At 63.1% G+C, this 14,705-nt stretch carries 13 protein-coding genes and 1 pseudogene; 6 read left to right on the top strand and 8 right to left on the bottom strand.

All coding sequences use genetic code 11. The features are described from left to right. Positions 1–31: 31 nt before the first annotated feature. The 3 genes from BGP02_RS18495 to BGP02_RS18485 are packed head-to-tail and all read right to left on the bottom strand — an operon-like array spanning position 32 to position 2,380. The gene (locus BGP02_RS18495; protein ID WP_017232526.1) at positions 32–934 is read right to left on the bottom strand and encodes an alpha/beta fold hydrolase; all 903 of its coding nucleotides are present in this window, start codon (positions 932–934) and stop codon (positions 32–34) included. 52 nt (positions 935–986) lie between these two features. Further along, positions 987–1,682 carry an alpha/beta fold hydrolase gene (locus BGP02_RS18490; RefSeq protein ID WP_286798961.1) on the bottom strand — a complete coding sequence of 232 codons (696 nt, stop codon included), beginning with the start codon at positions 1,680–1,682 and terminating at the stop codon, positions 987–989. A gap of 38 nt (positions 1,683–1,720) precedes the next feature. After that, positions 1,721–2,380: an HD domain-containing protein gene (locus BGP02_RS18485; protein WP_261939777.1), complete on the bottom strand. Its 660-nt coding sequence runs from the start codon at positions 2,378–2,380 to the stop codon at positions 1,721–1,723. Between the two features lie 273 nt (positions 2,381–2,653). Between BGP02_RS18485 and BGP02_RS18480 the strand changes: the two genes are divergently transcribed. Continuing rightward, complete coding sequence (locus BGP02_RS18480) at positions 2,654–3,619, top strand: GlxA family transcriptional regulator (RefSeq protein WP_286798960.1); 966 nt, start codon at positions 2,654–2,656, stop codon at positions 3,617–3,619. 96 nt (positions 3,620–3,715) lie between these two features. Here BGP02_RS18480 and BGP02_RS18475 read toward each other — a convergent pair. Both BGP02_RS18475 and BGP02_RS18470 read right to left on the bottom strand, forming a co-directional pair. Next, positions 3,716–4,072 (bottom strand): annotated as a pseudogene (locus BGP02_RS18475) (LysR substrate-binding domain-containing protein); the annotation flags it as partial. An 89-nt stretch (positions 4,073–4,161) separates the two neighbouring features. After that, positions 4,162–5,367 carry an MFS transporter gene (locus BGP02_RS18470; protein ID WP_017232532.1) on the bottom strand — a complete coding sequence of 402 codons (1,206 nt, stop codon included), beginning with the start codon at positions 5,365–5,367 and terminating at the stop codon, positions 4,162–4,164. A 316-nt stretch (positions 5,368–5,683) separates the two neighbouring features. On the opposite strand from BGP02_RS18470, the gene BGP02_RS18465 reads away from it, so the two are divergent. Together BGP02_RS18465 and BGP02_RS18460 are read left to right on the top strand one after the other, a co-directional pair. After that, entirely contained in the window at positions 5,684–6,952 is a 1,269-nt protein-coding gene (locus BGP02_RS18465) for a M20 family metallopeptidase (RefSeq protein ID WP_017232533.1), read from the top strand. Continuing rightward, positions 6,949–7,593, top strand: a complete 645-nt coding sequence (locus tag BGP02_RS18460) for a trimeric intracellular cation channel family protein (protein ID WP_017232534.1) — start codon at positions 6,949–6,951, stop codon at positions 7,591–7,593. Before BGP02_RS18465 ends, BGP02_RS18460 begins: the two co-directional genes overlap by 4 nt. Positions 7,594–7,683: 90 nt before the next feature. On the opposite strand, the gene BGP02_RS18455 is transcribed toward BGP02_RS18460, so the two are convergent. The 3 genes from BGP02_RS18455 to BGP02_RS18445 all read right to left on the bottom strand — a co-directional run bounded on the left by BGP02_RS18455 (position 7,684) and on the right by BGP02_RS18445 (position 11,193). Then, entirely contained in the window at positions 7,684–8,430 is a 747-nt protein-coding gene (locus BGP02_RS18455; RefSeq protein WP_017232535.1) for a FadR/GntR family transcriptional regulator, read from the bottom strand. Between the two features lie 237 nt (positions 8,431–8,667). Next, positions 8,668–9,843 carry a porin gene (locus tag BGP02_RS18450; RefSeq protein ID WP_039829947.1) on the bottom strand — a complete coding sequence of 392 codons (1,176 nt, stop codon included), beginning with the start codon at positions 9,841–9,843 and terminating at the stop codon, positions 8,668–8,670. Positions 9,844–9,909: 66 nt separating this feature from the next. After that, on the bottom strand, positions 9,910–11,193 hold the full coding sequence (locus BGP02_RS18445; protein WP_017232537.1) for a glucarate dehydratase family protein: 1,284 nt from the start codon (positions 11,191–11,193) through the stop codon (positions 9,910–9,912). Between the two features lie 311 nt (positions 11,194–11,504). Between BGP02_RS18445 and BGP02_RS18440 the strand changes: the two genes are divergently transcribed. The 3 genes from BGP02_RS18440 to BGP02_RS18430 are packed head-to-tail and all read left to right on the top strand — an operon-like array spanning position 11,505 to position 14,665. Beyond that, positions 11,505–12,680 carry an ABC transporter substrate-binding protein gene (locus BGP02_RS18440; protein WP_017232538.1) on the top strand — a complete coding sequence of 392 codons (1,176 nt, stop codon included), beginning with the start codon at positions 11,505–11,507 and terminating at the stop codon, positions 12,678–12,680. Between the two features lie 21 nt (positions 12,681–12,701). Continuing rightward, positions 12,702–13,784: an ABC transporter ATP-binding protein gene (locus BGP02_RS18435; protein WP_017232539.1), complete on the top strand. Its 1,083-nt coding sequence runs from the start codon at positions 12,702–12,704 to the stop codon at positions 13,782–13,784. Next, complete coding sequence (locus tag BGP02_RS18430) at positions 13,781–14,665, top strand: ABC transporter permease (protein WP_150562559.1); 885 nt, start codon at positions 13,781–13,783, stop codon at positions 14,663–14,665. Before BGP02_RS18435 ends, BGP02_RS18430 begins: the two co-directional genes overlap by 4 nt. The last annotated feature ends 40 nt before the right edge of the window (positions 14,666–14,705 follow it).

The following is a 14,705-nucleotide window of genomic DNA, read 5'->3' as shown; positions in this document are numbered from 1 at the left end:
TTGGATAGGCAAGTAGACGGTGGCATGCGGTCTATGGTGTCGTGGCGAAGTCTTCGTCATCGCTGCGATGCGGTGCGAAGCGTTGCGTGGTGCCCGCGATCATGTTGCGCTCGGCAGGAGGCGCTTCCGCAGGCTCGATCAGTGCGGGCGTTGCAGCTGCTAACGGCGTGGCAAAGTCCCGGATCAGGTCTGACAGGTCGCCCGGTGCTTCCAGGGGCGAGAGATGGCCGATGCCCGACAAAATATGCAAAGTGGCGTGCGGTATGCGCGTCATCAACTCCTGCCGCAGCACAGCAGGGGGATCGACCTGATCTTTTTCGCCTGAAATGACGAGTGTGGGAACGCGAATCAGTGCGGCTTGCGCGCTGATGTCTTCCTGGCTGGCGGCCAGCGGCCACGCCACTTTGGCTGCGGGCGCTCCGCGCAGGCTGTCCTGCACGACGGTTTCCAGATCGTCCGGCTGAAGCGGACTGGCTGCCAGCACCTGCCGGACGGTGGCCAGGATGCTTTCCCGGCTATCGTAGGCGCTGACCATGTCTTGCCTGACGGCAAGCGGCACGCGCATCGGCGATGGCGGCGATGGTGCTACCAGCACCAGTCCCGCCAATCCTGCCGGGTGGCGCGATGCCAGCAGTTGCGCGACTTTGCCACCCATCGAATGCCCGACCAAGAGGTAATGGTCGAGGCCGAGGCTTTCGATCAGCCGTTGGGCATCGTCGGCCAGCGTCGCGAGCGTATAACCACTGGATGGTTTGTCCGACTGGCCCCAGCCGCGCTGATCGAGCGCGATGGTGCGAAAAGCGGGCCTGAGGCGCTGGGTGACATGCCGCCACGTGCGCGACGACCCGCCCCAGTAATGCAGGAACACGAGCACCGGAGCGGTTATCCCGAGATCCTCGACATGTAGTTGGACGGTGTCCGAAAGGGTGTTCATGAAACGGCTCCTGAAACAGGCTGGCAGTGAGGATATTGCGGCTGTGGTGATCTCAGGCGGCGGCCTGAAGGATGAAGTCAGCGACGACAACGGGATGCGACAACATCGGCACATGGCTGGAAGCAACACGCTTGACCGTTGCATTCATGCGCGCGGCCATGCGTTCCTGATCCACGCGCAGGATGGCCTGATCGTCTTCGCCAATCAGATAGAAGGTGGGACGACTGCGCCATGCGGCCTGTGTCAGCGTGCCGCCGAGCGCCGCGCCGTTGATCGGGCCTTGCGTGGCATGGACGACTGTCTGCTCGACGGGGTCGAGGTCCTGTGCGAACAGGGTGGCGACGCCTTTGGCGGTGAGCGACAGGAACCCTTGCGCGTCGGGCCTGATTTCGTCGTTGAGCGGGGCGGCTTCGAACTGGGCGAAGAGCGAGCCGGCTGATTCGCCCGCGTCCGGCGCAAAGGCGTCGATGTACACGAGCCGTTTGACCTTGGGATCGTTGCCTGCCTGCCCGATCACCGCGCCCGCATAGCTGTGACCCACCAGAACCACATCGCCCTGCGCCAGCGCGATGGCACGGCCAACCGCCGCGACATCGGCCTCGAAACTGGTGAGCGGAAGCTGGACGGCAGTCACGGCCATGCCCTTGGCGGCCAGCAGAGGGATGATCCTGGCCCAGCTGGAGCCATCAGCCCAGGCGCCGTGAACGAGGATTACGTTAGAGATCGAGTTGGATACAGAGGCAGTCATCGCATTTCTCCTTGAATATATGGTTTGTGGGAAGAGGCTTAGCCGTGCCAGTGTGAGCAGCGGATGACGGCGCAGAAATTCCCGCGATGGAAGTGCGGCGCCTTGTCGGCGATCACATCTGCCTTGACGTTGCCGAATGTGGTGTCGGGCTTATGCTTGATGCCGTCGTAGAAGGCCTGGATGATGTCTTCCTTGAAGGCGGGGGTGCGTGGAAAGGCGGCGACCACGGCCTCACGGATGTCTGAGGGATAGCGGTCATAGGTCAGGCCCAGCACGTCCATCTCAACGCCTGCGGTGGTAAGGGCGATCACCGGATGCATGAATTCGGGTACGCCCGGCGTGGTGTGCAGCGCAATGCCGGTCCACACCTTTTCAATGTCGGCGGGGTCGAGCTTGTAGCTTTGCAGGAAGTCGCGGGCGGCGTTCGCCCCATCCACTTCGAAGCGCAGGTCGGCGCTGCTGTGCGACGGCATCAGACCGACATCGTGGAACATCGTCGCCGCGTAAAGCAGCTCCGGATTGAAGGTCAGTCCGCGTTGCTGCCCGGCGAGGGCGCCGAAGAAATAGACCCGGCTCGAATGGTTGAACAGCAGCTCGGTCTCGGTATCGCGCACAAATTCGGTGATCGCCCGGGCCAAGGCGCTGTCGGGAATGGCAATGCCATTGATGGCCGGCGTTGCATGATGATGGTGGGTCAAGATGGTTCTCCGTAGGTAGCGAACTTGGCGGGTATCGGATGAATGCGCCAGCGACGGTGCTGACGGCCATTGCCGTGGATCGAATGCGTGGTTTGGCTGGCGCCCGACTAGGACCTCGCAGCCGACCTAGTCATCATCGCGACAATCCGGTGTGGCAGCAATCGCATTGATCCGCGAAAAACCGCCAAGCGTGAGTGATAAACTGCCAGCGGCGTTTCGGGCGAATGGGAGTCCGAAAAACGGATCAATCTTGGCGCAGGGGCACGGGTACTGATGGCAAAGCGAGAAGTTGCAATCGTCATTTTCGACGGCGTTCAAGCGCTTGACGTAGCCGGCCCACTTGATGTCTTCACGGCAGCCAATGGCTTCTTGCCGGAGCAGGACCATTACCAATGCGTTCTGGTGGCAAGCAACACACAGCGCCTGCGCGGTTCCAACGGAATGTGGATGATGGCTGATCTGAGCTTCGATCAGGCAGACCGCGCTTTTGACACGGTGCTGGTGGCAGGCGGCCCGCACCTTCCCGCAAGTCCACCCGACGATGCCTTGTCGGCATGGCTGAGGCGATGGGGTGTCGCGGCCCAGCGATATGGCTCGATTTGCACGGGCGCTTTTGCGCTAGGCCATGCCGGACTGCTCGATGACCGAACCGTCACGACGCATTGGATTTGTTCGGAGCAGCTCGCAACGCAGTTCCCTGCAGCGCGGGTGGAGCATGACCGGATCTATTCTCGTGACGATCGCTTGGTGACCTCCGCCGGCGTGACGGCCGGCATTGACCTCAGCCTCTCTCTGGTGGGTGAAGATCACGGACCTGCGCTTTCTCTCGCATGCGCCAAGGCGCTCGTTGTTATCGCGCAGCGCCAGGGAGGCCAATCTCAGTTCAGCCCCCTGTTGATCTCGGCCCGTGACCCGGAAACTCCGCTGGGCAGGGTGCAAACCTACGTAATGGAACATATCCGCGAGGCGTTCCCGGTTGAGCGGCTCGCTGATATCGGCGGTGTAAGCCCGCGTAGTATTGCGCGGCTCTTCGTGAGTGAACTGAGCGTAACCCCGCATGAATTCGTGGAAGGGGTTCGCCTGGATCAAGCTCGCAAACTTCTGGAATCCACCGAGGCGGCCCTCAAGACCATCGCTTTCGACTGTGGTTTTACCAGTCCCGACCATATGCGCAGCGCGTTTCAGCGGCGACTCAACGTCACGCCTCAGCAATATCGAGGAAGCTTCAAAACCGTGTAGAAGAATTTGCCTCGGTGAAGTTGGCCCTTCGTTGTTGAACGGCTCACTCGCCGGCAGTTTCGCGCAACACTCATGCCGCCGCGCCGAGGCGCGCGACTACCTGAGCGCGTGGTGACCAAAGCGTTCAACGAGAAAATCAATGAACGCGCGTGCGCGTGCCGACTGATTCAGTTTGTTCGGGTAGTAGACGAACAAATCGGCATCCGGCGGAACGTGTTCGGGGAGTACCGCGCGCAGTCGCCCGCTCTCCACGAGATCCACCGGCCGATCCGTCACGTCCAATTGCACTTCCACGTGGGGGTGCCGCTTGGCGAATTCGGAAAGGAGCGGCGCAATCACGGTGCGCCCGAACCCCATGGGCGCGTTGACGCGCAACAGGCCTCGCGGCACTGACCGGCTCGACGATACCGCATCCTCCATCTCTCGGATCTCGGCCAGGATGCGCGTCGCATGAACTTACGTGGGGGGGCGCAAGCGACGGGCGGGCGGTGCGGACCGACCAGCATCGGCCAGCAACGTCGCTTTGCCCCCCCGCCATTGCGTCAACCGATGGAGCGACGTGCGATGACGCGTCGTGACAACAGCAGCAGCACCGTCAGCACGCAAAAAATGGCGCCTGCGTAAAACGTCGCCATGGCGCCGACCCGATCCCACAGCATGCCGGCAATGACGCTCGACCCGAGCGTGACGATGCCGCTCACCAGGTTGAAAACACCAAAGGCCGTCCCCCGCAATTGGGCCGGCGCCGTCTGGGCGACCATCGTGGCCAGCAGCCCCTGGGTCATGCCCATATGCAATCCCCAAAGGGCGACACCGACGAGCAGTACCGTCCAATGGTTGCCGTGCGCGAGCACGATGTCGGACGCGAACAACATCACAAGGCCCGCGATGAGCAATCGGGTGTGGCTCATCTGGTCGGCGAGCTTTCCGAAGGGATAGGCCGACAGCGCATAGACGGCGTTCATTGCCACCATCACCAGCGGCACCCATGCGACAGGCACGCCGCTGTCCATGGCCCGCAGCACCAGGAATGCTTCGCTGAATCGCGCCAGCGCAAATACGCCCCCCACGCCGACGACCCACCAATAGCCGCGTCCGAGGCGTTTTGCGTTCTCCCAGCGAATCGGGTTGACCCGCTTGGCCCCGCGGTCGTGAGCGGGTTCTTCAATGCCCAGCGTGAGCAGCGCCACGGCGATCACGCCGGGGATCATGGCCAGCCAGAAGGCCAGCCGAAAGTTGTCCGATCCTGCGAGCATGATGAGAACCGCCAGCAACGGTCCCAGGAACGCGCCCACCGTGTCCAGTGCCTGTCGCAAGCCGAACGCCGCGCCGCGCAGGTGGGGTGGCGTAACGTCGGCCACCAGCGCGTCGCGTGGGGCACCGCGTACGCCCTTGCCAACACGATCGAGCACGCGCGCGGTCACGACAACCCCGATCGTGGGCGCGATGGCGAACAACGGTTTGCTGATCGCACCGAGACCGTATCCCAAGACCGCAAGCCACTTGCGATTACGCAAATAATCGCTGAGCGTTCCGGAAAACACTTTCACGATTGGGGCCGTGGCTTCGGCGATCCCTTCGATCAGGCCGATCGTCGTCGCGCTCGCGCCGAGACTTGCCATCAGAAACATCGGCAGGAGGCTGTGGATGATCTCGGATGAAATGTCCATGAACAGACTGACGAAACCGAGTATCCACACGCTCCGTGGGATCTGTTGCAGTACCTTCGTTCGCGGGTTGGCTGACATCGAACATTTCCGAGGGGCGGCGGAATCGAGTGGGGGGCTGGACCTGCCTCCCACAGGGTAAACCACCTGCAGGTTAGCTGGCAGGCACGTTTTCGGCTATTACTATTGTTGGGATTGCCCTGCCGCCGGAGCGACTGCTGCTGTGCGTCGTCGCCCTGCCAGGGGGCAACCGCGGAACGACGTGTCCGAGCGTGCCGGCTGGAAAGCGCCCGAACTCTTCTCTACAATGAAAATCCGCACTCGAAGCCGAAACCGAACATCGGCTTGCGAGCCCGCCGGCTGCGCTGGCGAACGCCGGCAATCAAGGAAGGCAACCATGTCGACACTGATCGAAACGATGACGGGCGCGATCGACGGCCTACTGCCGGAACTCGAGGCGATCTACAAGGACCTTCACCAGCATCCGGAACTGTCGATGCAGGAAGTCCGCACCGCACGGATCGTGGCGGACTACGTCGAGAAGCTCGGCTATGAAGTCGCGCGCAACGTGGGCGTGACCGGAGTGGTGGCCGTGCTTCGCAACGGCGCCGGGCCGACGGTGATGCTGCGTGCCGACATGGACGCGCTGCCGATGGCCGAAGCCACCGGACTGCCCTATGCCAGCACGGTGAGCGCGAAGGATGAAGACGGCGTCGAGGTCGGTGTCGCACACTCGTGCGGTCACGATATGCACGTGACCTGGCTGATGGGCGTCGCGCGACTGATGGCCGAACATCGCGACGCCTGGCACGGCACCCTGATGGCCGTTTTCCAGCCCGGAGAAGAAGTCGCCCGCGGCGCGCGCAGCATGATGGACGATGGGATGACGCAGCGCTTTCCGAAGCCCGACGTGATTCTCGGCCAGCACGTGATGGTCGGCGCGGCGGGCACGGTGGGCTATCGAAGCGGCACGATTCTCTCCGCCGGCGACAGTCTCAAGGTCAAGCTGTTCGGCCGTGGCTCGCATGGGTCGCAGCCCCAGACGTCGATCGATCCGGTCATCATGGCGGCGTCCACGACGCTGCGCCTGCAGACGATCGTGTCGCGCGAAATTTCGCCACGCGACAGTGCGGTGTTGACCGTCGGGGCCCTGCAGGCGGGAACGAAAGAAAACATCATCCCCGACGACGCCACGCTCAAGCTCAATGTGCGCACATTCGACGAAGACGTGCGCGAGTACATGCTCGGTGCGATCCGTCGTATCTGCTGTGCGGAGTGCGCCGCCTCGAACGCCCCGCGCGATCCGGAGTTCACAACGCTGTCGAGCTACCCGCTTACGGTCAACGATGCCGCGACCCACGCGCGCCTGCTTGCCGCCTTCGAAGCCCATTTCGGCGAGCGCGTTTATGAAACGCAGCCCGCAGCGGCCAGCGAGGACTTCAGCGTGTTCGGCCGTGAATGGAAGGTGCCGTATGCCTTCTGGTTCGTCGGCGGCACCGATCCCGAGGTGTTCCGGCGCGCCGTGGCGGCGAAGCGGATCAACGAGATTCCGAGCAATCATTCGCCGAAATTCGCACCAGTGATCGAGCCAACGCTGCGCACCGGGTTGGAGGCCATGCTGTGCGCCGCCGGCGTGTGGCTCGCCCAACACGACGCAGCGGCATGAATTCCCACACGGTCTATCTCGTTCTCGACCTGATCGGTACCTTCGCCTTCGCGCTCAGCGGCGCGGTCGCGGCGCGTCAACGGCGACTCGATCTCTTCGGCATTGCGGCAGTGTCGTTCATGGTGGCTTGCGGCGGCGGTATCATCCGCGATGTCTGTATCGGCGCGATTCCGCCCACCGGACTCTCGAACTGGCGCTATCTAGCGGTGTCGTTGCTGGCATCCGTCGTGGTAATTGCCGCCTACGCGCCGGTTCGCCGGATGCACCAGCCAGTGCTCTTCTTCGACGCGATCGGGCTCGGCCTGTTTGCGGTCTCGGGCGCGCAGAAGGCACTGGCCTTCACACACAGCGCCGAACTGGCGATTCTGCTGGGGATCGTGAGCGCGGTCGGTGGCGGCGTCATGCGCGACGTGCTGCTATCGCGCGTGCCATCCATTCTGGACCGGGAAATTTATGCCTCGGCGGCGCTTGTCGGCGCGGGCGTGCAAGTCGGTTTCTTCTATGCGGGATGGACGGACTGGTGGACGCCGTGGTTTGCCACGTTTGCCTGCGTCGCGCTGCGTCTCGCGTCACTTCGTTTCGGCTGGGGGCTGCCGGTATTCGGCAAGCCGCGCGTGATCGACGGCCCCGACGGAAAGTAGTGGGGCTTCCGGCAGGCAGGACCGCGAAACACAACCGGCCGTCAAACGTCGACTGTCAAAGGCGCTGTGCTCGCGTGCCGGGCTGCGGCATTACGCTTGCGGACCGGCCGATTCCTGCGCGCGACGCAGACGCTCGCGGCTGTTGGTGAGGTGCGTGCGCATGGCCGCGCGCGCCGCTTCCGGATCGTGTCGCGCAATGGCGTTATAGATGTCTTCGTGCTCGCGATTCACGCGATTGAGATACGACACCTGGTCGTCGTCGGCGAGCTCGGCGGAATTCACGCGCGTACGTGGAATGATCGTGTTGCCGAGCTGCTCGAGAATGTCGTGGAAATAGCGGTTGCCGGTAGCGTTGGCCACTTGCAGATGGAACGCGACGTCGGCCGTCACCGCATTGCCCGTGCGTTGGCGCACGTGCATCTCGAAGTCGTCCAGCGCCTGACGCATCAGCTTGAGCTGTGTGTCGGTACGGCGATTCGCCGCCAGCCCGGCCGCTTCCGTTTCCAGCGAAATACGCAGCTCCAGGATCGCCATCACGTCGAGCATTGTGAGGATGCGGTTGGTGTCGACCTGCAATGAATTCTCGCGCGGCGCTTCGAGCACGAAGGTGCCGATGCCGTGGCGCGTTTCCACCAGTTGCGCGGCTTGCAGTCGCGAGATCGCTTCGCGGACCACGGTGCGGCTCACGCCCAGGCTTTCCATGATGGCCGACTCGGTCGGCAGCTTGTCGCCCGGGCGGAACGTCCCGCTGCGGATCTGCTCGGACAACGCGCTCACCACCTCTTCCGTGAGGCTGCGAGACTTGCGGCGAGGACGTGCGGGCAACGGGCTGGTCATGGACATGGCGTTGGTTGGAATGTTGGGTGACGACAGAACGCCCCCAGTTTACCTTATCGCCGGTCGCATACATACGACAACCGATAAGAATCGACCGCCAACGCCACCCCCTAATCGGTATCAGGCATTGGCGGCCGAAAGTACCACCTCGTGCGACTTCTCGCGACCACTCATGACTGCCTGGGCCGGCACGCGCACGGCGACAGCCCGGACAGCTTTCCTACGGACGAACCCGCGTCAGAAATCGACGCGGATCCCCAGCATGCCGACGACCTGCGAACTCGTCGCCGACGGCGTGCTGTTCTGCGAGTCGCCCACCGCCGGGCCGGCATTTATGATGCTCGCCGCGTTGGCCGAGAGCGACTTGCCGTTGGCGTGCTGCCAGGCTTCGAGCGCGTACAGGGAGGTGCGCTTCGAGAGCGAATACACTTGCGCAAGCGAGACCTGATGGTAGGTGGCGGCATCGGTGATGCCGTTCGCCTTCGAGGCCGCCGTGTAGCTGTAAGCCGCCGCCAGACGCCACTGCGGCGACACGACCCACGACGCATGCACGCCCGCGGTGTTGAAGATGGCGGTGTCATGGAAGAGCGACGCCGCGCCCGGCTTGTACTGCACGTTGCTGTAAGTCGCGCCCAGCGTCACGCTGCCGATCGTGTAAATACCGGCCACGGCGATGTGTTGCAGCACATCGGCGGTGACATAGCCCTGGTTGAGGGAGGACGTGCCCGGCGTGCCGGTCGACGCACCATTCCACGTCGCCCCGCTGCCGCCCACGTTGTTCAGGCGCAGGTAGCCGGCGGCCAGCGAGAGCGGGCCACCGTCGTAGCGCAGCGCGCCGGAGTAAGTGTTGCCCTTGCTGAACGCACCGGCCTGTCCGCCAAAGCCGTATTGCAGGCTGGCCGTCACGCCCCACATCACCGGCGACGTGTAGGTCACCGAGTTGTTGATGCGGATGGTGGTGTCGAGACCGTCGATATCGCCCGGGTGTGCGCCGGTCGCGCCCGTCACGTAGGTCGTCGGGCCGATGGTGCCGACCATCAGGTAGTACGGCGTGTACTGACGGCCGATGGTAACCGTGCCGAGCCGATCGTTCTTCAGGCCGACGAAGGCTTGACGATTGAACATCGAACCGGACGCGCCGAGTGTGCCATTGTTGAGGTCGAACCCGTTTTCCAACTGAAACAAGGCCTTGGTGCCACCGCCCAGATCCTCGGTGCCGCGCAGGCCCCAGCGACTCCCCGCCAGATTGCCGCTGCGCAGATAGGTGTTCGACTTGCCGTTCTGGTTGCTGCTGTACGTCATGGCATCGTCGACGATGCCATATAGCGTTACGCTCGACTGCGCAAACGCCGGGACGGCGCCAGCGGCGAGCCCGGCCAATACAAGCCCGGCAAACAATTTCGAATGTCTCACGACTTCTCCTTTTGTGGTGTGTTTTCTTGGACTTCGCTTGAAACGTTGTTGCATGCTCACGGGGGACTAAAAACGGGGTGCCCGGCCGCTCCAGTCGGGTTGGTATTTGCGCATCTGGATGGCGTCGTTGCGAGTGCGCACGCCGCAACGCAGAAACTGCTCGTGCAACTTGGCCAACTGGTCCTGATCGATCTCGAGACCCAGCCCAGGGGCCCGCGTCACGGCGACTGCGCCATTGCGAATGGCGATCTTGCCGCCGCGCACGACTTCCTCATCCGGCGCTTGCCACGGGTAATGCGTATCGCAGGCGTACGACAGGCGCGGCACGCTGGCGGCCAGATGCGTCATGGCCATCAAGCTGATGCCGAGGTGGGAGTTGGAATGCATCGACAGTCCGAGATCGAACGTCTCGCACATGCGCGCGAGCAGTTGGGTGTCGCGCAATCCGCCCCAGTAGTGATGGTCGGAAAGGATGATCTGCGCACCATTCAGTCGCACGTTCTCGCGGAACTGCCGCAGGTCGGTCACGACCATGTTCGTGGCGAGCGGCATGCCCGTGGCGCGATGCAGTTCCGCCATGCCTTCCAGCGTGGGCGTCGGATCTTCGTAGTACTCGAGATCGCCGGCGAGTTCGCGGCCCATTGCGATCGCAGTGGCGAGCGACCAGTTGCCATTCGGATCGATGCGCAACGGCTTGTCCGGAAAGGCGCGCTTGAGCGCCTTGATGCACTTCACCTCTTCCGACGGTTCGAGCACCCCGGCCTTGAGCTTGATGCTGCCGAAGCCGTGGGCGTCGATCATCGTGCGTGCCTGGGCAACGAGTTGTTCGGCGTTGAGCGTTTCCCCCCAAGGGTCGAGCGGATAACCGGTCGCCGGCATGTCGATGTGCTGCGCGTACTTGAAGAACAGATACGCGCTGTAAGGCACCTCGGGACGGACTGCGCCGCCGAGCAGTTCGACCAGCGGAATACCCAGATGACGCGCCTGCAGATCGAGGAAGGGCACCTCGAACGCGGCGTAGATCTTCTCGGCGTCCTTGCGCGGATCGGTGCCCGGCGCGAGTTCGTATTCCACGCGCTCACCGCGCACGCCCTGACGCACTACCGCCGCGACGCGCGCGCGCAAGCCGTTGGTGTCGAACGGATCCATGCCGATCAGGTGCGCTCGGGTGCTGTCAAGCAACGCTAGCACTGGCGCGTCGCCGTACGTTTCGCCTAGGCCCACGTGACCGTTATCGGTCTCGATCTCGATGATCGAACGCAGCGCATACGGCTCGTGAATGCCGGCCGCGTTAAGCAACGGTGGGTCGCGAAAAGCGATGGGGGTGATCGTGATGCGGCGAATTTTCACAGCGACTCATCCTCCGGCTCCAGGGGGAGCAGGGCAAGGGACGGAAACGCAAATTGCGTTTTGTGGACTACTTTTACGTCATCGTATGACTGGCCGTAATTTAGGTGACGGACGGGACGTCTCTCTATCGGTGAAATCCCTGATGTGTATCGAAAGATCCCACTAAAATCCCCGGAATTTCGACAAATAATCAATCGAATAGGAATCTCTTAGGGAAATCTCTGAGATGTTCCGACGTGTCTCCTGATTGCAAATTCACCTTTCAAGTCATATGATGACTTACGAGAAATTCAACACGAAGAGGAGACAGCATGACCTTCAGCCGCAGAGGATTCTGGCAACGCACGCTTGGCGCACTGGCATGTGCGACCGTATTGGGAAGCATCGCGAGTACCGCAACCGCTGCGCCGGTCGCGCTGAACATTGTCGACGTGGCGGGTAACCTCGCCCTCACGCAGAAGGGCTTCGAGGCCTTCCGCGACAAGTACCCGGATCTTGTTTCCAAGATCACGTTTACCAACGCGCCCGCTCCACAACTGCCGGGCAAGATCAAGGCCATGCAAGCGGCGGGTCGTTCCGACATCGACATCGTGCTCACCGGTACCGATGCGCTTGCCGCCGGTATTCAGCAAAACCTCTGGCAGCGTCTGCTGCCTGATGACAGCGCAAAGCTGCCGGGCGTACTCGACAAGTACTCGCCTAACGTGCGCGCGATGCAGGAACTCTCAAAGGGCTACGGTATTACCGTGACGTATAGCCCGGGAGGACCGCTCATTGAATACAACCCGGCCAAGGTCAGTCATCCGCCGAAGACAGCCGCCGAGCTGCTCTCGTGGTGCAAGGCCAATCCGGGAAAGCTGATTTATGCACGTCCGGCCAACTCGGGCCCGGGCCGCGCATTCCTCATGGGGTTGCCGTATCTGCTGGGCGACAAGGACCCGCACGATCCGATCAAGGGCTGGGACAAGACGTGGGCGTTCCTGAAGGAACTCGACTCGTGCATTCCCTATTACCCGGGCGGCACGTCGGCGGTGATGAAGGAACTGGGTGAGGGCAGTCGCGACATGACCGTGACCATGACGGGTTGGGACATCAACCCGCGCGCCTTGGGCATCGTGCCGGCAAGCTTCAAGGTGCAGGCCTTCGACAAGTTCACGTGGGTCAATGATGCGCATTACATCGTCGTGCCCAAGGGCGTTGCCAAAGAGAAGATGGAAGTCATTCTCAAGCTGATCAACTTCATGCTCGAGCCTGCGCAACAGGCGCTCGCCTACGACGACGGCTACTTCTACCCGGGCCCCGCCGTGAAGGATGTGCCGTTGTCCGCCGCGCCGGCGAAGAGCCAGGAAGTGATTGCGAAGTATGGCCGTGCGGAATACGCGAAGCTCATCGCCGACTTCCCGCATGCCGTGCCGCTCGATGCGACCGCAATGGTCGCCGCATTCCAGAAATGGGATGCCGAGATCGGCGCGCGCAAATCGAAGTGACCGGAGTGATCGGAGTCGTCCATGAAGCACAACTTTCAACACCTGCGCCTCGACAACGTTGCGCGCGCTTTCACCAACGCGGAAGGTCAGTCCGTGGCCGCCTTGAACGGCCTGGACCTGACCATCGAGCGCGGCGAATTCATCGCGCTGCTGGGGCCGTCGGGATGCGGTAAATCCACCGCGCTCAACTGTATTGCCGGACTGACGCCGCTGACCGGCGGCGCCATCTGGCTAGACGACGAGCGCATTGACGTGCTGCCAAGCGAGAAGCGCGGCTTCGGCATGGTCTTTCAGAACTACGCGCTGTTTCCGCACATGAGCGTGCTCGATAACGTGGGCTTCGGCCTGCGCATGCGCGGCATGCCGCGTGCGGAGATCGAGAAGCGGGCCCGTGCGGCCTTGCAACTCGTGCAGCTCGTGGGGCACGAGCGCAAGCTGCCGGGCCAGCTCTCCGGCGGGCAGCAGCAGCGCGTGGCCATCGCTCGCGCCATCGTGATCGAGCCGCCCGTCGTGCTGATGGACGAGCCGCTCTCGAACCTCGATGCGAAGTTGCGCATCGAGATGCGCGCCGAGATTCGCCGCATTCACGGCGAACTCGACCGCGCCACGATCTACGTGACGCACGATCAGGACGAAGCGCTCTCGATGGCCGATCGCATCGTGGTGATGAAGGAAGGCGTCGTGCAGCAGATCGGTGTGCCGCGCGATGTTTATTGCCGTCCGCGCAATCTGCATGTGGCGCGCTTCATGGGCTATCGCAACGTGTTCGACGTGTCGATCACGTCGGCGCAGGGCGATCGCGCCCGTGTGTCGAGCGGTGGTGCGTCGTTCGACGGCGTGCTCATGGAGTCGCCCGGCAGCGAGGGCAAGGTCAGCGTGGCGATTCGTCCCGACGATTTCGAGCGTGCACAGGCCGCCAATGACAACGCGTTCGATACGGTCGTGGAGACCGTCGAATACGGTGGCCGAGATTCGTTGTTGCGGGTGGCGTCGCCCTTTGGTCCGTTGTATGCGCGCCTGCCCGGCGACTATGCCGTGGGTGAGCGCGTGCCACTTTGCGTGCCGGTCGAGCGCACGCTCGTCTACGCCGGAGAGCGCGCATGAGTGCCGCCGCGTCCTCCCCGTCGCTCACGCCGGCCGCGCGCTTCGACGGCCGTGGCTGGCTCGTGGCCCCGGCGCTCGTGTGCCTGCTCGCGATGTTCGTGTACCCGTTCGCCTACGGCCTGTTCCTGTCCTTCCAGCCGATGGAGGGCGGCGTCTTCGCGAACTACGTGAAGTTCTTCACCGACCCGACGCTGTGGCCGACGGTGCTCATCACGCTTAAGCTCGCCGTGCCGGCCACGTTGATCAACGTCGGCGCGTCGATTCCGGCGGCGTTCGCGCTGCGCAAGAGCACGCGTGCGTCGAAGTTCGTGACGATGCTGCTCGTTGTGCCCGTCACGCTCGGCACGGTGCTGATCGCCGACGGCATGCTGACGTACTATGGACCGAACGGCTGGTTCCCGCAGGCATTGCATGCGCTGCATCTCTACAGCGACGAAGTCCGCCTGACGCACAACTATTGGGGCGTGTTGATCTCGCTGGTGATTTCCGGTTTCCCGTTCGCGTTCCTGCTGATTCTGTCGTACGTAACGGGTATCGATCCGACGCTCGCGCGTGCGGCCGGCACGCTTGGCGCCGGGCCGTGGCAACAGTTCCGGCTGATCTATTTGCCGCTGCTGGTGCCGGGATTGACGATGGCGGCGTGCCTGTCGTTCGTGCAGGCGTTCTCGGTGTTCCCGTCGGCGGTGCTGCTCGGAGTGCCGGCCGGGGCCACACGCGTGGTGTCGATCGCAGCGTATGAAGCCGCGTTCGAGAGCTACGACTACTCGCTGGCGTCGTGCGTGGCGATCGTGATGGGCTTCGTGCAGTTGCTGATCGTGGCAGGGATGCTCGGCGCGCGCCGGGCCTTCTATAGCGGTCCGACCACGGGAGGCAAGGGATGAGCGCCACCAACAAGCATTTGGCCGGAACCCTGGCCGCGCA

It is taken from the genome of Pandoraea sp. 64-18, assembly GCF_001899225.1.
Taxonomy (GTDB): domain Bacteria; phylum Pseudomonadota; class Gammaproteobacteria; order Burkholderiales; family Burkholderiaceae; genus Pandoraea; species Pandoraea cepalis.
The sequence above is the reverse complement of the archived record's forward strand: the minus strand, read 5'-3'. Positions and strand labels throughout refer to the sequence as shown.